Annotated in this window: 14 protein-coding genes; 6 read left to right on the forward strand and 8 right to left on the reverse strand. The window is 54.6% G+C overall.

Features of this window, described 5'->3' with window-relative positions; genetic code table 11:
* Window positions 1-10 precede the first annotated feature (10 nt).
* Genes ABH909_RS11910 through ABH909_RS11935 form a run of 6 tightly spaced genes read right to left on the reverse strand, consistent with a single transcriptional unit; the run spans window position 11 to window position 8,764 of the window.
* Window positions 11-1,102 carry a DegT/DnrJ/EryC1/StrS family aminotransferase gene (locus ABH909_RS11910; protein ID WP_429433293.1) on the reverse strand — a complete coding sequence of 364 codons (1,092 nt, stop codon included), beginning with the start codon at window positions 1,100-1,102 and terminating at the stop codon, window positions 11-13.
* A complete protein-coding gene (locus ABH909_RS11915; protein WP_429433295.1) occupies window positions 1,099-2,178 on the reverse strand; it encodes an acyltransferase family protein in 1,080 nt (359 codons plus the stop codon). The genes ABH909_RS11910 and ABH909_RS11915 overlap by 4 nt, the downstream gene beginning before the upstream one ends.
* Window positions 2,178-3,638 (reverse strand): hypothetical protein, encoded by a 1,461-nt coding sequence (locus ABH909_RS11920; RefSeq protein ID WP_429433297.1) that lies wholly within the window; start codon window positions 3,636-3,638, stop codon window positions 2,178-2,180. Before ABH909_RS11920 ends, ABH909_RS11915 begins: the two co-directional genes overlap by 1 nt.
* A complete protein-coding gene (locus ABH909_RS11925) occupies window positions 3,635-6,676 on the reverse strand; it encodes a glycosyltransferase (RefSeq protein WP_429433299.1) in 3,042 nt (1,013 codons plus the stop codon). Before ABH909_RS11925 ends, ABH909_RS11920 begins: the two co-directional genes overlap by 4 nt.
* A complete protein-coding gene (locus tag ABH909_RS11930) occupies window positions 6,673-7,953 on the reverse strand; it encodes an ABC transporter ATP-binding protein (protein WP_429433301.1) in 1,281 nt (426 codons plus the stop codon). Before ABH909_RS11930 ends, ABH909_RS11925 begins: the two co-directional genes overlap by 4 nt.
* Window positions 7,943-8,764, reverse strand: coding sequence for an ABC transporter permease (locus tag ABH909_RS11935; protein WP_429433303.1), 822 nt, complete (start codon window positions 8,762-8,764; stop codon window positions 7,943-7,945). Before ABH909_RS11935 ends, ABH909_RS11930 begins: the two co-directional genes overlap by 11 nt.
* Window positions 8,765-9,412: 648 nt before the next feature.
* On the opposite strand from ABH909_RS11935, the gene ABH909_RS11940 reads away from it, so the two are divergent.
* The 6 genes from ABH909_RS11940 (at window position 9,413) to ABH909_RS11965 (ending at window position 15,756) form a co-directional block, all read left to right on the forward strand.
* Complete coding sequence (locus ABH909_RS11940; RefSeq protein WP_429433305.1) at window positions 9,413-11,407, forward strand: polysaccharide biosynthesis protein; 1,995 nt, start codon at window positions 9,413-9,415, stop codon at window positions 11,405-11,407.
* 112 nt (window positions 11,408-11,519) lie between these two features.
* Entirely contained in the window at window positions 11,520-11,855 is a 336-nt protein-coding gene (locus ABH909_RS11945) for a ComEA family DNA-binding protein (protein ID WP_429433307.1), read from the forward strand.
* A gap of 207 nt (window positions 11,856-12,062) precedes the next feature.
* Window positions 12,063-12,857: an SDR family NAD(P)-dependent oxidoreductase gene (locus tag ABH909_RS11950; RefSeq protein WP_429433309.1), complete on the forward strand. Its 795-nt coding sequence runs from the start codon at window positions 12,063-12,065 to the stop codon at window positions 12,855-12,857.
* Between the two features lie 32 nt (window positions 12,858-12,889).
* Complete coding sequence (gene fabF, locus ABH909_RS11955) at window positions 12,890-14,164, forward strand: beta-ketoacyl-ACP synthase II (protein WP_429433311.1); 1,275 nt, start codon at window positions 12,890-12,892, stop codon at window positions 14,162-14,164.
* Between the two features lie 71 nt (window positions 14,165-14,235).
* Window positions 14,236-14,889 carry a GntR family transcriptional regulator gene (locus ABH909_RS11960; protein ID WP_429433313.1) on the forward strand — a complete coding sequence of 218 codons (654 nt, stop codon included), beginning with the start codon at window positions 14,236-14,238 and terminating at the stop codon, window positions 14,887-14,889.
* Window positions 14,890-14,904: 15 nt separating this feature from the next.
* Window positions 14,905-15,756, forward strand: a complete 852-nt coding sequence (locus tag ABH909_RS11965; RefSeq protein ID WP_429433315.1) for an urea carboxylase-associated family protein — start codon at window positions 14,905-14,907, stop codon at window positions 15,754-15,756.
* A gap of 114 nt (window positions 15,757-15,870) precedes the next feature.
* On the opposite strand, the gene ABH909_RS11970 is transcribed toward ABH909_RS11965, so the two are convergent.
* Both ABH909_RS11970 and eat read right to left on the reverse strand, forming a co-directional pair.
* Window positions 15,871-16,038 carry a DUF2897 family protein gene (locus ABH909_RS11970; RefSeq protein ID WP_095634729.1) on the reverse strand — a complete coding sequence of 56 codons (168 nt, stop codon included), beginning with the start codon at window positions 16,036-16,038 and terminating at the stop codon, window positions 15,871-15,873.
* 267 nt (window positions 16,039-16,305) lie between these two features.
* Entirely contained in the window at window positions 16,306-17,670 is a 1,365-nt protein-coding gene (gene eat, locus ABH909_RS11975) for an ethanolamine permease (protein ID WP_429433317.1), read from the reverse strand.
* Window positions 17,671-17,895: the final 225 nt, after the last annotated feature.

Raw genomic sequence — 17,895 nt, forward strand, 5'->3', positions numbered from 1 at the left:
GATGGGCTCCTTATTGTTCGAAGAATTTTTTGACTGCGCTGATCACAGACTCTACTTCTTCATCGGTCATTCCCGGGAAGCAAGGGAGAGTCACCAGCGTCTTGCACAAGGACTCTGTGACTTCCATGGAACCGGCGAGCCGAGGCTGGGTATACGCGGCCTGGTGATGATCCGGAACCGGGTAATGAACATCAGTTGCCACACCTTGCGCTTTGAGGAAGTCGCGCAAGGCGTCACGGTTCTGGACACGCGCTACATACAAATGCGCAACATAGGATTCGTTCACCGTTGGCAGCGCGTCAAATGCGAGCCCGGCAAAGGCCTCATTGTAGCGGGAGGCGATGTCTCTGCGTGCAGTGTTCCAGGAGGCGAGCAATGGAAGCTTGATTCGCAGTATTGCAGCCTGCATTTCGTCCAAGCGGCTATTTTTGCCGCCTGCGTGTCCCACGTGATACTTGGACGACCAGCCGTATTGGCGCAATGTCTTGAGGCGTGCGGCCAGTTCGTCATTGTTGGTCACTACTGCGCCGCCATCGCCCATGGCGCCCAGGTTTTTGGTTGGATAGAAGCTGAAGCATGCCGCATCGCCAAAACTTCCCGCTTGTTGGCCATCGAGTACCGCACCGTGGGATTGGGCGCAGTCCTCAATCAACATCACGCCAGCTGCATGGGCCAGGGCCAGCAATTCCTTTATGTTCGCCAACTGCCCATAGAGGTGGGTAACGATCACACATTTGGGGTTCTGCTTCAGGGCTTCGGCCAGCGCGTCAACCGACATGGTCATGCAGGACGGGTTGATGTCGACGTACAGTGGCGTTGCACCGATGGCATGGATGGCTGTGCTGCTATAGAAACCGGCGTTGGCCACGGTAACCACTAAATCACCGCGCTCGACACCGACGCTGCGCAAGGCGATTTCAATGGCATCGGTGCCATTGGCCATAGAAACGCAATGGCCGACGCCAACGTAGTTCGAGAACTCCGATTCGAAACCGGTAACTTCTTCTCCCAGGACATACCAATGGCGGTCCAGAACCTTCTTGACTGCACTCAGGAAGTCGAGATTCTTATTCATTACCAGGTCGGAAAAGAGAGGGATCATATCGATGCTCCTTGGGGGGTCAAGCCGGAATTGATTGTTGAGGTTTCAGTTTTTCTGAAGAAGACTTTTTTGAGCCGCAGGGCTCTTTTTTCGATAAGGTGCCAAGAGGCAATGCCGCAGATAAGTGCGATCGCACTTGCAGTCAAGCAGTTCTGTGTTCCGGAAAAGCCCGGAAATGCCCAAGCAGTCAGTTGCTGGGCTGGCCAGCCATATAGATAGACGCCATAGGAGTAATCTCCCCACTTGTCCATCCAGGAAAACTGCTTCAGGAAGCTGACCGTGCAGAAGAATGTCACCAGAACCAGAATGTACCCATAGGCAAATTTTTCAGTACCGAGGGTAATACCGGCCAAAAACAGGGCAATTAGCATGAAATAGGGGCTGACCGGCACACTGTCTCGATTGATGTAAAGAAAAGAGCCAATGTAAAACAGCAGGCAAACATGCAACATGGTCGAGCCACTGAGGGACGCCGGCAGGTATGACTTGTCGTTCCAGATCATCACGATCAACACAAAGAACAGGGTGTTGAATATGGCCCGGTTGCGCATTGTCCCGAAGACGTAAAGGAACAGTATGGCGATGTAAAGCCATACTTCGATAAGTACCGACCATATGGAACCATTTACGGCCTGATTGTGGTTCTGGGTAAACACGCCCGGCAAGAAAAAACCACCCTGATAGGTAAATGCCAAACCCTTGAAGTAGGACCAGACATTACCGTTAGTGAGGTATTCGGTTACGGACAATGTAGTCACGACACTTCCCATGACAAAAGTGACCAGGATCAGGTTTACCCAAAGTGCTGGATAGATCCGCAGTACTCTGGAGATAACATAATTCTTCACACCACTATTCAGGATGCTGGCAGTGACCAGGAATCCGCTGATCAGGAAGAACAGATCAACCGCGACACCACCGAGGAAAGCGTAGCCGGTGGTCACGGCGACCCAATCTGCCGAAGCGCCAGCCACGACTGCCGAGGTGTGGCCATAAATTACCGAGAGGGCAGCTATCAGCCGGATAAAGGTCAGATTATTGCTCTTGCCAATGAAAACATCCGCAAGCGTGCGCATTATTTTGCGTCTCCAATCGAGAGTTTCAGGCAATCTACATTTACTTCCGACGTGTCTGTCACTACGACTAGACCCTTGGACAATGCTGCACCTTGTTGCATTCCTGGATAAAGCGGTGAGCTCTTATCCATGACGATGTTCCATCGGGTATGCAAGCCCATAACTGTCTGGAGGTATCGACCGTTGTGCATATACCAAGGAGAGAATGAGTTTGCTCCATATACGCAGACCAACGGTGCTGCGTTTATGGCGGCTTTATGATCTTCAAGCTGCTTCAATGCCTTGGCGTTATCCATGGCTACCGCGTCATACCAATGTGCAATGCTGAAGCGCCCTGATGTGTCTGTCATATACAGCTGTGTGGCGAGCGCGGCGAGGATCGCGCAAGCGCAATAAGAACGCCAGACGGTAGAACTTTTGATTTTCAGCAGTTCCGCCAGTGCAACATAAACCGAGCCAATGATGAATGGCAGCCAGATCAGTTCGTAGTACGCATTTACATGATTCGGAAGCACCGAGTAAGGTGCGATAAGAGTCAGCGTTGCGCCGACCACATATAATGTTTTTGGTATTGTGCGATCCCGCAGCATCACGATCATCGCCACTACACTCGAAAAAATCATGACAGCAGCGATGATTTTGCCGTGCCAGGTCATCGCCGGATGACCTGCACCTGTCAAATAGCGCCAGACGGTATTCGCGACACTTGTTGGCGAAGTGTCGATAAAATAAGACGATTGTGCATCACTGGCGCCCAAGAAACTCGATGCTGCCAGGAACTTCGCGCCCGCCACCATAAGCAGAGCCAGCGCCAGTCCTGCGAGCCCCACGAGTATACGAATTTTGATCGCTTTCTGCGATTTGATCAGGATGTAGGCGAAGGAGAAGACGTAGAAAAGAATGAAGTCCTCCTTGGCGAGTGTGGATAGCAACAGCAGTGCTACGGAAACATACAGCCAAATGTCGTTCTTTTCGCGATCATCCTTGAACAGAAAATAGACCGCGGCGAGACCCAGGCAGCCCGACATCATATGGGTAACCATACCGGTATAGCGCGCGTACTCGGCTACGATAGGTGTCGACAGTACCGCCCCGGCGAACAACACCAGAGTAATCCAGTACTGGCGAGGCTGCATGACCTCGACCAATATCTTCCAGCACAGAAAAACGTAAGTTACTGTGAAGATTCTTACCGCCCAGATCAGCCAGTCCGGTCCGAGAGACGAAAGCACATAGATTAGCGCCGTCGACAGGGGTCTGACCCAGGACCATACAAGGCCACCCGAGGTTAACGAGTAATTGGTGTAGTCATCATGGTGAACGGGAATAGAGCTGGGGAAAACAGCCGATACGGAATAGTAGGCCATCAAATAGAAGATGGCCGAAATCAGGGCAAAGGAAACAACGTTCAGATGCCTTGACAAACGGGGACGCGCCGTTGAGTTCATTGACTCACTCATTTTTCATTATTCTTGTAGGTATGAGGCGTCCAGGTGCCCCATTTTGCTTCGTAGGTGGCTTTGTTTTGCTCGAAGAGGGCCTGACGGTCTGCGCTTCTGAGTTTATTGAACGACGCCGACAGGTGGTGGTGAATGAACACGTCTTCGGCACAGGCAATGCTCAGGCCGAGTTGCTCGACCCTTCTGCAGTAATCATCATCTTCGAAGAAACCTCGGCCAAAAGCTTCATCCAGTGGGCCGACAGTTTTATAGAGCTCGCGGGAAAACATCACACAGAAAAACGCTGCAGTATGAATGTTTTGCACTTTGCCGATATGGCTATGAGTGTATTTGGCCGATTCCAGAAGCATCTCTTCCATGTTCTGGTAGCTGATCTGGATCTTGGCTTCGTTACCGATATTGTTAGTGACCGGGCCGATAATACCAATACTCTTGTTCCGCTGAAGGTGACGATAGAGCGTGCGGATCCAGCCAGGAGTAACGTAGGTATCGTTATTGAGCAGCACTAGATATTCGCCAGTTGCTATGGCAAGGCCGAGGTTGTTGCCGGCAGCAAATCCAGTATTGTCATCGTTCAGAATGATTTCGCGATTCGGGGCCTGGGTGACCCATTCTCTCAACAGATCCGGTGTGCCATCGGCAGACGCATTGTCGACGACGATGATTTCCAGGTTTTCATGGTTGGAGTGCTCGTCCAGGCTGGCGAGGCAAGCCTTGGTGAGTTCAATGTTGTTGTACGTCACCACGATGACACTGACGCGAGGAACTGTGCGGTCCAGTTCGATCCGCTTGATCATTTGTTCTGCGCGATGACCCCAAGTTTGGTTTCTGGCGAACTGTTGGCGCGCCTGTATGCGCTCTGCCGAGTTGACAGCATTCAGCTCTTCGTTAATAGCACTGATGAACTCATCGGTCGTTGCGGCGGCATGCACCAGATTTTCGAATTGCTTGATTTCCGGCAAGTCGACGGAAACGACAGGTTTGCCGGCGCTCAAGTATTCATAAACCTTGACGGGGTTGGTTGCCAGCGTCAACGGGATGACCTGGAAAGGCAGCAGGCAAACGTCAAACGCGTGCAGGTACTTTGGCAGTTCGCTATAAGGCATTTCGCCGGTGAAGGTTACGTTGCTTAGATGAGCCAGCTGTGTGCGGGCGCCCACGGTGTCGGCACCGATCATCAGAATGCAGTGCTCTGGGAAGGCCTTGGCGACGTTTTCCAGAAGTGTCAGATCGAACCATTCAGCGATAGCGCCGTAATAGCCAATTATCTTGCGATTTAGTGGGTCCACATACACATCAGCCGGTTTGAAGGCGAAGTGATCGAACTCACCCGCGTTCCTGATCAGAACCCGGCTGTCAGTATGCTGTGCGACGATTTCATCCAGCCAGGTAGACGTGGTAATGGTGATGTCGGCATTACGCATCAGCGCTCGTTCGATCGACAGGACCTCTTCGGAAACGTTGCCGAAACCTTCGTGGTGGTCCATGCAGTCGTAAACCAGTTCGCTATCTGGAAGCATGGACGAGGTTTCATACCAGAATGGATGCTGGATGAGTGACACTACTTGTTTGGTGTTTGCCCAATCCAATACTTGGCCAATCGAGCCTTTGAGTTGCTCAGCAATATCCACGCCCGGTGCGGTGGTGTAGATCACCGGCGCGCCTTTGGCATAGAGATTGATCTGGAATAGGCGACCATGCGCATCGAGTTGTTCTACATTGAAGCCACAACGCGGATCGTCTACCAGGTTGACCGAAATGTAGAACACCCGGCGACCGGCACCCGCTAGCGCCTGGGCCAGTTGTTGTGGTCGCTGGTGGCGGAAGTGCCAGTCAATGACTCCCCAAAAAATATAGTCGGCAAGACCTTTCTCTTGTAGAGCAGGTTGCAGTGTCGGCAGATCGAACAGGCTTCCGTTCAGCAGTTGTCCTTTTACCGCGGAGATAGGCGCCTCAATGGCTGCCGAATATGATCGGCGCAGGGCTTTTTTCACCGCGTCCGGTAACGGCAGCTTGTGATAAAGGCTTCGGGCCTTGTTTTTCAGCGCGCGTTTGTCGCTTTCGCTAACTCCATGGCGAGCTACACGTACCGCCAGCCTCAGTGGTTTGGTAATTTTCCACGAATGACTATTGATCACGGTGTTGTACTGCGTTTCCAGCAACTGTAGTTGTTTTGTGGTGGCGAGTTTCATTTCCTCGCTCGCAAGCAGCGCCGCCTCTTTACGGGCAAGTTCCGCCTGGTTGATCTCAAGGGCTTGCCTGGCTTCTTCCAGAGCATTCAGTTGTGTTTCGACTTGGTGGCGGATGGCTGCTAGGCGATTGGTCACTTCTTCCGAAAACACACTGCTTGTTTCGATGTGAATATTTTTCAGGCTGAGTTTTGTGCTTTGCTGATTATCCATTTTCGAATAGACGAGCAGGATTTGCTCGCCGTGCCAGTAATTAGGCTCGTCTTTCGAGGTGTCGACGATGCTGCTGTGGGTCAGTGACCAACTCCCGAAATGAGCGGGCACGTTGTTGAAATTGAACGAATAAAAATGTTCGTCGATCAATTCCTGTTCTCTAAATGGAAGCAACAGAACAATGAATTGCTTCGCTTTCGAGGAGATCTGGCTCAGCACTTCCCAAGGCGAGTTGAAATGTTCCAGCGTGTTCGATGAGAACAGTACGTCCCATGCTTCGCTGGAGCTTTCGCCCAGAAAGTCATCGCAAAGGAATTTGCATTGCGGATAGGCGGCTGTCGCCTTCTCAATGGCCTCGGATGAAAAATCCACACCGACAAGATTCGGCAGGTTCAAGCGCTTTGCCAAATTTTGAGTACCATCGCCTTGAGCGCAACCCCAGTCGCACATTGTCAGATTCTGAGTGCTGATCAAAGTGATGAGCCACGATGGAATATTGTTGGCCGCTACGTCACTGAAGAAAATACTCTGTTCTCTGCCAAAATTTTCTTCCCAATCGTTGGAGAAGCGATAATCCCAGTAGGTTTTGGAGTTGACTTCACCAGGTTCAATTGCGTTGTCAGTAGTTTTTTTCATGGTGTAAGTGCTCCTCTACTCACTGTATTATTTTCAATGGCAATCGAGATTCTGGGCATGAATTGCCCTGATGAATTACTGATGAAGGATGAAGAGAAATACTGTGCACCTTCCAGATACTCGTAGTAATGAATTGCCGCTGAAGTTCTATTCTCGATCGCTGCCACTAACAGATAGTCCCCCGAGCACAAATAGTTCTCGACCTCGAAAATCACTTCTTGGCCGGCTCCACTATCTTGTGTAAAAGTCAGTCTTTCATTCCAGGTACTGCCAACGATTAGGTCGCTGCCCGAGAGGTTCTTGAGGGAAAACGACACCGATAGCCCTTCAGTGGACTTCAGTTGATGGGTGTGAAATCTGATTTTCACAATCATCTTCTCGTGGTCAGTGAACAAATTCTTTCGCACGCCCGCGGCGTCATAAATCCCGGCATCATCGATGATGCCAATATGCGAGCCCCAATGGTTGATGGGCTGCTGCGCCTCTCGAGGCTGAGGAACTGTCTCGCTCGAGATTGCTTCGTCGCTTTTGTCGGGAGTGCGATTGAATAGGTGCTCGGTGTATTGGGCCGTCACGGGGAATACGTCACCCAGTGCGCGGACGCACCCCTTGTCCAGCCACAATGCGCGATCACATAGTGTGCGAACAGCCGCCACATCGTGGGACACAAAAAGGATGCTGACCCCGGAATCTTTCATCTGCTTGATACGGTCCAGGCATTTGGCCTGAAACCGTGCATCGCCGACGGACAGAGCTTCGTCGACCACCAGGATACTGGGCTTCGTATGCACGGCTACGGAAAATGCGAGCCGAACATACATACCCGATGAATAGGTTTTAACCGGCTGATTGATAAACTCGCCAATTTCCGCGAACTCTTCTATTGCCGCATAAGATGCATCAATTTCTTCGAGAGTGAGACCCAGGATCGCGGCATTCAGGTAGACGTTTTCTTTACCTGTGAATTCCGGGTTAAAACCGGCGCCGAGTTCCAGCAGCGCGGCGACGCGGCCGCGTACGCTGATTTCACCTGAACTTGGGTTCAAGGTGCCGCAGAGCATTTGCAGAAGCGTGGACTTGCCGGAGCCATTGCTTCCAATAATACCGACGGTTTCGCCCGCTTTTACTTCGAACGAGGCACTTTTCAGGGCCCAGAACTCGTGAAAGTATTTGCGTTTTCCTCTGAATAGCATTTGCAGAAGTCGTTTGTGTGGCTTGTCATAGACTTCATAGCACTTGCTGAGGTTTTCAACCTTGATCACAGCCTCAGAGTACATCGGCGAACCCCTTGCGTGTTTTTTGAAACCAGGCAAAACCACACCAGGCAACCACGGTGCCAATGATGAACATAACGATCCAGGTCTTGAGGTCTGGCAGCTCGCCGAATATCAGCACATTGCGACTTTGTTCGATGATGTAAGCCAATGGATTGATCCGAATCCAGAATTGATATCTTTCCGGCAGGGCGGTTATCGGAAAGAAGACTGCGGACATGAACAGCATGACGGTGGAGAACATTACCGTTATCTGGCTGATGTCTCGCAGGTAAACGCCTAAGGAGGCGAACAGCCAACTCATTCCCATGATGCCCAGAAAAAGTGGCAATACGACGATTGGCAGCAGCAGTGCAGTGACCGGAATACTGTGATTAATGATGAGCTGAGCGAGCAGCAACACGATCAGGCTGATGGCGGCATGGAACAGTGCCGAAGTGAAGGCTACCCACGGTAATACCTCAAGCGGGAATACTACCTTCTTGACGTAGCTGACATTGGACGTTATCAGCCCTGGGGATCTATTAATGCATTCGGCAAACAGGCCATGAATGAAAAGCCCGACAAAAAGAATAATTGCAAAGTCGGTTTTACTTTCTGTCTCTGATATACCCCAGCGGGCTTTGAACACTACCGAAAAAACGAAGGTGTAAATAATCAACATCAATATAGGGTTGAAGAAAGACCACGACAAACCCAACGTAGAGCCACGGTATCGACCAAGTACTTCGCGCTTACTTAACTGCATTATCAGGCGTTTGTTACGCCAGAAGCTGCTTATCATTTCTATAGGATGTGCTGAGTAATTTTGCATCAGTAGTTTGACTCGACTTCTTGTGCTGGTGGCCCATAAACGTTGAATCTGGACGGCGTGGGAATGTCAATTTCTTGTCGGGCAAGCTTAGGAGCTGCTTCCAAAGTGTGCCTACTATGCCAATCCATGCATTTTTTCGCTTTGGTAGGGGACGATGATGCTGCTCAACGGCTTGGCCAGGCCTGTGAGCTCAACGTCTCAACCGCGTCGCGCATGGTATCGTATTGGCCCATGCTTTTTCACCCTGTAATCGCCGTTTTCAATGCCCAGCCCTTTGTTTGTCGGCGCTCCGGCTTCTGCCTGTCGTCTTTGCAGCATTTTCCAAGGGGGTCGGCGAGTTGTGTGCGGGTGGACGAGAGAGTGCCTCGACCCTCGCGATATACGACTATATTCTTTTACCTGTGTAGGCATCGACTGCGACATTGATCGAAATTTTTGTCTGGGCAAGTGCCTACGCAACGATTCCGGTAGCACCTGGATCAGATTAAAAGAGACAGCATCGCAGGTCAGCAAATGGCCATCATTCTTGAAAACTCTTCGCCGTTTCGAACGGGACAGTCAAATTTTGCGTAGCTGTGAATTTTCAATTACGTACAATAATGCATCGGATTTTTCGAGGGGGCGTCGTCGGAAGCGACTGAATATTTTATGGATAATTTTAGAATTTTTTTGCTGAGCCTGCCTCGTCGGCAAAAAAGGCTGCTTCAAGTGGCCACCGACTGCATTCTTGTGTGGATCGCGCTTTGGCTGGCCTTCATAGTTCGTCTTGGCATTGATGATATGTACAACCCGTTACGGGTTCATTTTTGGCTTTTCGTCTGTGCGCCGCTGGTTGCCATCCCGCTGTTCATACGATTTGGCATGTATCGGGCCGTCATGCGTTACTTCGGTAATGATGCGCTCATCGCAATTATCAAAGCGGTCAGTCTCTCTTCGTTGATTCTGGCTGTTGTTGTGTATTGGTACAGCAACCACCAAACCGTCGTCCCCCGTTCCATCATCTTCAACTACTGGTGGCTAAGCATGGTCATCATCGGCGGCCTACGCCTGTGCATGCGCCAATATTTCATGGGCGATTGGTTCACCACCGCCCAGCACGTCCCCTTCACCAGCCGCGACGACGGCCTCACCAAAGTCGCCATCTACGGCGCTGGCGTGGCCGGTAATCAGTTGGTTGCTGCATTGCGCATGGGCAGGGTGATGCGCCCGGTAGCATTTATCGACGACGACCCCAGCATTGCCGATCGCTCTATCTCTGGCCTCCAGGTCTACAAACCCAAACACATCCAGCAGATGATCGATGTCACCGGCGCTCAGGAAATCCTCCTGGCGCTTCCATCGTCCACCCGCGCCCGACGCCGGGAAATTCTCAATTTGCTGGAAGGTTATCCGCTTCACGTTCGAAGCGTGCCGAACTTCACCGATCTGGCCAGTGGTCGGGTCAAGGTTGAAGACATTCAGGAAGTGGATATCGCTGATTTGCTCGGCCGCGATGCCGTGCCAGCCCAGGCTGATTTGCTCGAGCGCTGTATCAAAGGCAAGACAGTGATGGTTACTGGCGCTGGTGGGTCGATCGGTTCGGAGCTGTGCCGGCAGATTTTCTCCCTTGGCCCGACCACGCTTATTTTGTTCGAACACAGTGAGTTCAACCTCTACAGCATTCTGTCGGAATTGGAGCAGCGCGCCTGCCGTGAGTCGGTGTTGGTTCAGTTGCTGCCTATTCTCGGCTCCATCCGTCATCCGCATAAACTGCTCGATGTGATGAAGACCTGGCGCGTGGATACCGTTTATCACGCGGCGGCTTATAAACATGTGCCGATGGTCGAGCACAATATCGCTGAAGGCGTGCTCAACAATGTCATCGGCACGTTGAACACTGCTCAGGCTGCGTTGCAGTCAGGTGTGGCCAACTTTGTGTTGATTTCCACCGATAAAGCCGTGCGTCCGACTAACATCATGGGCAGCACCAAGCGTCTGGCGGAGTTGACCCTTCAGGCCCTCAGTTGTGAAATCGCCCCGGTATTGTTTGGCGACAAAGCCAATGTATCCCGGGTCAATAAAACCCGTTTCACCATGGTTCGTTTTGGCAATGTGTTGGGGTCGTCCGGTTCGGTGATTCCGTTGTTCCACAGCCAGATCAAGTCGGGTGGGCCTTTGACGGTCACGCACCCGAAGATTACTCGTTACTTCATGACTATCCCGGAAGCGGCGCAATTGGTGATTCAGGCCGGTTCCATGGGGCAGGGTGGTGATGTGTTTGTGCTGGATATGGGCGAGCCGGTGAGGATTGTCGAGCTGGCGGAGAAGATGATTCACCTGTCTGGTTTGAGCATCCGTTCCGAGCGAAATCCCCAGGGCGATATTTCGATCGAGTTCACGGGCTTGCGTCCGGGAGAGAAGCTCTATGAAGAGTTACTGATCGGGGATAACGTTGCGGCGACGCCGCATCCGATGATCATGACCGCCAACGAAGATCATTTGCCCTGGGATGTGCTCAAGGGCCGTTTGACTGATTTGTTGCTCGCCGTCGAGCTGGATGATTATTCCCGCGTGCGCCAACTCCTGCGCGAAACGGTCAGCGGCTATACCCCCGACGGGGAGATTGTCGACTGGATTCATCAGCAACGCCGTCTCGAGCCCTGATTGTTTCACATCCTGTAACGGACACATTTTTGACAGGCTCCAGACATCGCCTAAGTTTGGGAGGCAGCTTCGGAAAAGCTGCTTTCTCAATCGATGTCATGGAGCTTCATTTATGCGTACTGGCTATTTCTACTCTCTGGTTTTTGCCCTGCTCACCAGCGCCTCTATTGCGGCCATCGCTGCGCCGACGAGTGCGCCAGAGGCTGCCAAGGCACCCTTGATGCTGGATGCTGCCGCCAAGGCTCAAACCACCAAGGTCGATCTCAATGGTGCCGATGCGCCGACGCTGCAGCGCGAGTTGGCCGGGATTGGTGAGGCCAAGGCCAAGGCGATTGTTGCGTATCGTGAGAGTAATGGGCCGTTTTCGTCGGTTGACGAATTGCTGGAAGTGAAGGGGATTGGCAAGGCCATTCTGGACAAGAATCGCGAGAAGCTGGAAGTGAACTAAGCTTGTAAATCCACACCAAGAGGCCGGTCATTGACCGGCCTTTTTTGCATTGTGCCGCAAAGGGCGATCTGGCGCCTTTCATCGGGGCAGGAAAAATTACGGCTATCATATGGCGATTAGATTATGCCTATAATATCTTCGATTCGCTGAAGCGCACTGACGTTCCGGCGCTGGCCTTCTCTCACACAATCTCTTTGGAGCACCGTCATGAATTCTGTCCAGAACCAAGGTACGGCCCTCGTTACCGGCGCATCTTCCGGCATCGGTGCGGTTTACGCGGAGCGGTTGGCGGCGCGTGGTTTTGATTTGTTGCTGGTGGCCCGTGATCAGGAACGGCTGGAGGCTGCGGCGACCCAGTTGCGCGCGGCGCATGGTGTTCAGGTGGAGGTGCTGAAGGCGGATCTGACGCACAAGGAGGATGTGTTGAAGCTTGAGCAGCGTCTGCGTAGCGATTCGAGTATCAGCCTGTTGCTGAATAACGCCGGTGTCGCGGCGGATGGTTTGCTGGCCAACGCGGATCTGGATGAGCTGGAACGTTTGATTCAGCTGAACGTCATTACAGTGACGCGGTTGGCTTCGGCAGCGGCGGCCGGTTTTACCAAGGCCGGTCGGGGGACGATTATTAACATTGCCTCGGTGGTGGCGTTGTTTCCGGAGCGGTTCAATGCGACGTACAGCGCAAGCAAGGCTTATGTGTTGAGCTTGACGCAGTCGTTGGACGCCGAACTGCAGGGCACCGGGGTTCAGGTTCAAGCGGTGTTGCCGGGCGTCACGCGCACCGAGATCATGGAGCGCTCCGGTATCGATGCGTCCCAGATTCCGGCGGACATGATCATGGAAGCGGGGGAGATGGTCGATGCGGCATTGTCGGGTCTGGACCAGGGTGAGTTGATCACCATTCCTTCGTTACCGAATGCCTCCGAGTGGGAGGCCTTTATGGCGGCGCGTCATGCGATGGCGCCGAATCTGTCCAGAAGCACGGCCGCCACGCGTTACAAGTGAGGCGCCATGAATCGGCTTGAGGTATTTGCGTTATGAGTAATCGTCGAGTAGTCGTCACGGGCATGGGCCTGGTGTCGCCGTTGGGTAGTGGCGTCGAAGCGGTTTGGGCGCGTTTGTTGGCGGGGCGTTCCGGGTTGCGGACGTTGCCGGACGAGGTGGTTGCCGATCTGACCACCAAGGTCGGTGGCGCGGTGCAGACGCTGGCGGAAGATCCGGAGGCGGGTTTTGATCCGGACCGGGCGACGCCGCCCAAAGAGCAGAAAAAGATGGACCGCTTCATTATGTTTGCCATGGAGGCGGCGCGTCAGGCACTGGAGCAGGCCGATTGGCATCCGCAGGACGTCAACGCGCAGGAACGCACCGCCACGATTATCGGTTCGGGCGTGGGTGGTTTCGGTGCGATTGCCGATGCGGTGCGCACCACCGACAGCCGTGGCCCGCGACGTTTGTCGCCGTTCACCATTCCCTCGTTTCTGGTCAACCTTGCGGCGGGCCATGTGTCGATCGAGCACGGTTTCAAGGGGCCTTTGGGGGCTCCGGTAACAGCGTGCGCCGCCGGGGTTCAAGCGATCGGTGACGCGGCGCGGCTGATTCGCAGCGGTGAGGCGGATATTGCGGTGTGCGGCGGCGCGGAAGCGGCGATCGATCGTGTCAGCCTTGCCGGGTTCGCGGCAGCTCGGGCGTTGTCCAGCGGTTACAACGACACCCCGGAGCGCGCCTCGCGACCGTTCGACAGTGGGCGTGATGGCTTTGTGATGGGCGAGGGCTCGGGCCTGTTGGTGATCGAATCCCTGGAGCATGCCCTGGCGCGCGGCGCTCAGCCATTGGCCGAACTGGTCGGTTACGGCACCAGTGCCGATGCCTATCACCTGACCGCGGGGCCTGAAGATGGCAGTGGTGCGCGTCGGGCGATGTCGCTGGCGTTGGCCCAGGCGGGCATTTCGCCGGCGCAGGTGCAGCATCTCAATGCTCACGCGACCTCGACCCCGATTGGGGATTTGGGGGAATTGGCGGCCATCAAGTCGTTGTTCGGCTCGGACAACAAGATCGCGGTGACGTCGACCAAATCGGCCACCGGGCATTTGCTCGGCGCCGCTGGCGGGATCGAGGCGATCTTTACCCTGTTGGCGCTCCGCGATCAGGTGGTGCCGGCGACGCTCAACTTCGACAACCCGGACCCGGCAACGCAAGGGGTGGACATCGTTCATGGTCAGGCGCGGCCAATGACCATCGATTACGCGTTATCCAACGGCTTCGGATTTGGCGGCGTGAACGCCAGTGTGTTGTTCAAATACTGGGATGAGTAGCTCAAGGTAGATGGCACGAATAGTGATTACTCATTCGCTGACGATTGTTGAACAATCACGAGGCATTGAGTATGAACAGCGGACTGTCCCTGGCCGACCACATCACATTGGAGTTACGCGCTGACATCATCGGCGGTCGTTTGCTGCCGGGCATGGCATTGGTGGAGAACGATCTGGTGTTGGCTTACAACGCCTCGCGAAACACGATTCGTGAGGCGTTGCATCGTCTGGGCCAGGAAGGGCTGACCCGTTATGTCCGCAACAAAGGCGTGATGGTGCGCCGGTTGGGCGCGGACGATGTACGCGATCTGTTCAAGGTCCGTCGCACGCTGGAACTGCAAGCCATCAGCGCCAGTCAGCCATTGCGTGAATATCAGTCCGACCGGATGCTCGAAGCTCTGGAGGCCACCGAGCTGGCCCGGGAGCGTGAGGACTGGCGCGCCGTCGGCACTCACAGCCTGGCGTTTCATCAACACATCGTCGGATTGCTGCGCAGTCCGTTGTTCGATGAGTTCTTCACCAATGTCGTCGCGCAACTGCGCCTGGTGTTTTGCACCGCTCCCGATGAATCACGTTTTCAGGCGCCTTGGCTGACCCGCGACCGGCAGATACATGACTTGCTGGCCGACGGCGACAAGCGTGCGGCCGGAGACGCGATGAGCCTTTATCTCGACGATTCCGAACACCTCCTGTTGCAGATGCTTACCCTTTCTTCCCATCACTGATCGAGGATTTGTGCCATGTACAAAGACTATCCGGCAGCCTATCAAGTGAGCAAAGGCTCGGCCTTGCAGGTGGACACGGCTTTCTACGAGAGAGTCCGGGACAGGAAAGAGAGGCGCACGCTGATCGAACAGTTCGAAGTGCCGATCCGCACTGGCCGCGCCTGGAATGTGCCGGCCGGGCATGTGTTCAGGGTCACGACCCCGGTTGGCCCGCAAGTCGGGGACTTCAATGTCTGGAATGCCCATGACCCGCGCGAGCGGTTGTGGGCGGCGCGGACCCGGCAGTTGCAAGGGGCGCATGTCAGCACCCATGACCGGCTCTGGTCGAACCTGCCCTTTTTACGGCCGCTGGTGACTATCACCGACGATAGCCTGGCCGGGTACGGCATCGACGAACACGGCGGGCGTTTGCATGATTTGCTGGGGACGCGTTGCGATCCGTATGTGAACAAAATGCTCACCGGCGAGGATTTTCATCATCACTGCCACTCGAACTTGACGCGCGCCGTGTTACCCCATGGCCTGACCGAGTTTGACGTGCATGACGTGCTGAACATTTTCCAGTGCACCGGCCTGAACCACGACGACATGTACTTCATGAAAGCCTGTCCGGCGCAGAAGGGCGATTACCTGGAGTTCTTTGCCGAGATTGATCTGCTGTGTGCGTTGTCGACCTGCCCGGGTGGGGATTTGTCCCTGGCCATGTGGGGGCCGGATGCGCAGGATCCGTTGAGTGTGTGTCGCCCGTTGGGGGTGGAGATTTATCGGTTGGAGGCGTCGTTGCTTGAAGGCTGGAGCCAGCCGGAGCGTGCGGCCTATAAAGGGCTGCATGGCCTGCACATTGCCAAGGCCGATTGGGAAAAGTAAGCGCTAAAAGCGAGAGCAAAAAGATCGCAGCCTTCGGCAGCTCCTACAGGGAAACGCATATTCCATGTAGGAGCTGCCGAAGGCTGCGATCTTTTGATCTTTTGATCTTTTGATCTAGCGGTCCTGCGCATCCTTGGCATCCGCTTCCGCATTGCGTTCGGCGACGCGTTTACGTTGCTCTTCAGTCAATTCGACCTTGTGGGCGGTGTCGCGCAATAGCATCAGACCGCCAACGATCGAGCCGATGGCAACGATCAGAATCAACCAGGCATACCAAGGCATAGGGTTTCTCCTTAAGGGCAGATCGGCGGGCGAGGGTTTCGCCAACCGATCCTGCATACCACTTTTGAGCGATGGAATTTCGCAGTGGTTCCATTCTAGGCCTGTTATGTCCCGTTCATCTGCGCCACATCTTCGAAACTTGCACACTCCCCCGTAGGAGCTGCCGAAGGCTGCGATCTTTTGATCCTGATCTTCGCGCCACATGCATCGATAAAGATCAAAAGATCGCAGCCTTCGGCAGCTCCTACGGAGGCGCGGCGTGTGAGGTTATAGCCCGGTCAACATCGCATCCGCCGGCGCATCGGCACGCAATTGCGCCGTCAGCATGAAGTACACGAAACCCACTGCCATGAAGCCGAGGAAGATCAACCCGATCAAGGTGTTGAACCAGGCCATCGCCACCAGGCAAACCACCGCCAGCATTAACGCAATGAATGGCACCAATGGGTAGCAGGGCGCGCGGAAGGTGCGTTCCAGGTTCGGTTCGGTTTTGCGCAGTTTGAACAGGCTGAGCATGCTCATGATGTACATCACGATCGCGCCGAATACCGCCATGGTGATCATCGCCGCCGTCAGCGTCATGCCACCGAGGTTGATCAAGCCGTCGCTGTAGATCGCCGCGATGCCGATTAAGCCACCGGCGATGATCGCCCGGTGCGGGGTCTGGAAGCGCGACAGTTTGGCCAGGGATGCTGGCAGGTAACCAGCCCGGGCCAGCGCAAAGAACTGCCGCGAGTAGCCGAGAATAATCCCGTGGAAACTCGCCACCAGGCCGAACAGGCCGATCCACACCAGCATGTGCAACCAGCCGGAGTTTTCGCCGACCACGGCTTTCATGGCTTGCGGCAGCGGATCGTTGATGTTCGACAGGGTGCGCCAGTCGCCGACGCCGCCGGCAAAGAACATCACGCCCATGGCCAGCAGCACCAGGGTCAGGATGCCGCTGATGTAGGCCTTGGGAATCGTGCGTTTCGGGTCTTTGGCTTCTTCGGCGGCCATGGCCGCGCCCTCGATGGCGAGGAAGAACCAAATGGCAAACGGAATGGCCGCGAACATCCCGGCAATCGCGGGTGCACCGAACACATCAGCACCGGCCCAGCCGTTGAGGGCGAAGTTGCTGAAGCTGAACGCCGGGGCGACCACGCCCATGAACACCAGCAATTCGGCGACCGCCAATACGCAGACCACCAGCTCGAAGGTCGCGGCCAGTTTCACGCCGAGAATGTTCAAGCCCATGAACACGATGTAGGCACCGACCGCTGCGTGTTTCGGGTCGAGGGCGGGAAACTGCACGTTCAGGTAGGCGCCGATCGCCAGGGCAATCGCCGGAGGGGCGAAGACGAATTCGATCAGGGTCGCCAACCCGGCAATCAAGCCGCCTTTCTCGCCAAAGGCGCGGCGGCTGTAGGCAAAGGGACCGCCGGCATGGGGAATCGCGGTGGTCAGTTCGGTGAAACTGAAGATGAAGCAGGTGTACATCGTGGCGACCATGAATGAGGTCACGAGAAAGCCCAGTGTCCCGGCCACGCCCCAGCCGTAACTCCAGCCGAAGTACTCACCGGAAATCACCAGCCCGACCGCGATACCCCACAGGTGCAGCGTACCCAGCGTGGGTTTGAGTTGTGTGTTCATGCCTTGCTCCCTGAACGGTTTGGAAAAGCTCGGGAGAGGGCGTGTGCAGTGGACGTGCCATTTTTCAGGTGGGCGTCGTAAAGCGCTGAAAGCTGTCGTATCGGGGATGTTCGCGGCTGGATGCGCGCTTTTTGTGCGCCAGTTGAGGGCGATGTCGTCTGTGCTGCCGCCTTCGCGAGCAAGCCCGCTCCCACATTTGGAATGCGTTTACCCATACAACACCGA

The organism is Pseudomonas sp. BS3782 TE3695, assembly GCF_050435305.1.
In the GTDB taxonomy this organism is placed as follows: domain Bacteria; phylum Pseudomonadota; class Gammaproteobacteria; order Pseudomonadales; family Pseudomonadaceae; genus Aquipseudomonas.

Coding starts and splice junctions, on each gene's coding strand:
- ABH909_RS11930 (WP_429433301.1), bottom strand. CDS start 7,953: ATGTACTCTGAGGCTGTGATCAAGGTTGAAAACCTCAGCAAGTGCTAT.
- ABH909_RS11965 (WP_429433315.1), top strand. CDS start 14,905: ATGTACAAAGACTATCCGGCAGCCTATCAAGTGAGCAAAGGCTCGGCC.
- eat (WP_429433317.1), bottom strand. CDS start 17,670: ATGAACACACAACTCAAACCCACGCTGGGTACGCTGCACCTGTGGGGT.
- ABH909_RS11945 (WP_429433307.1), top strand. CDS start 11,520: ATGCGTACTGGCTATTTCTACTCTCTGGTTTTTGCCCTGCTCACCAGC.
- ABH909_RS11950 (WP_429433309.1), top strand. CDS start 12,063: ATGAATTCTGTCCAGAACCAAGGTACGGCCCTCGTTACCGGCGCATCT.
- ABH909_RS11940 (WP_429433305.1), top strand. CDS start 9,413: ATGGATAATTTTAGAATTTTTTTGCTGAGCCTGCCTCGTCGGCAAAAA.
- ABH909_RS11970 (WP_095634729.1), bottom strand. CDS start 16,038: ATGCCTTGGTATGCCTGGTTGATTCTGATCGTTGCCATCGGCTCGATC.
- ABH909_RS11910 (WP_429433293.1), bottom strand. CDS start 1,102: ATGATCCCTCTCTTTTCCGACCTGGTAATGAATAAGAATCTCGACTTC.
- ABH909_RS11935 (WP_429433303.1), bottom strand. CDS start 8,764: ATGCAAAATTACTCAGCACATCCTATAGAAATGATAAGCAGCTTCTGG.
- ABH909_RS11915 (WP_429433295.1), bottom strand. CDS start 2,178: ATGCGCACGCTTGCGGATGTTTTCATTGGCAAGAGCAATAATCTGACC.
- ABH909_RS11925 (WP_429433299.1), bottom strand. CDS start 6,676: ATGAAAAAAACTACTGACAACGCAATTGAACCTGGTGAAGTCAACTCC.
- ABH909_RS11920 (WP_429433297.1), bottom strand. CDS start 3,638: ATGAGTGAGTCAATGAACTCAACGGCGCGTCCCCGTTTGTCAAGGCAT.
- fabF (WP_429433311.1), top strand. CDS start 12,890: ATGAGTAATCGTCGAGTAGTCGTCACGGGCATGGGCCTGGTGTCGCCG.
- ABH909_RS11960 (WP_429433313.1), top strand. CDS start 14,236: ATGAACAGCGGACTGTCCCTGGCCGACCACATCACATTGGAGTTACGC.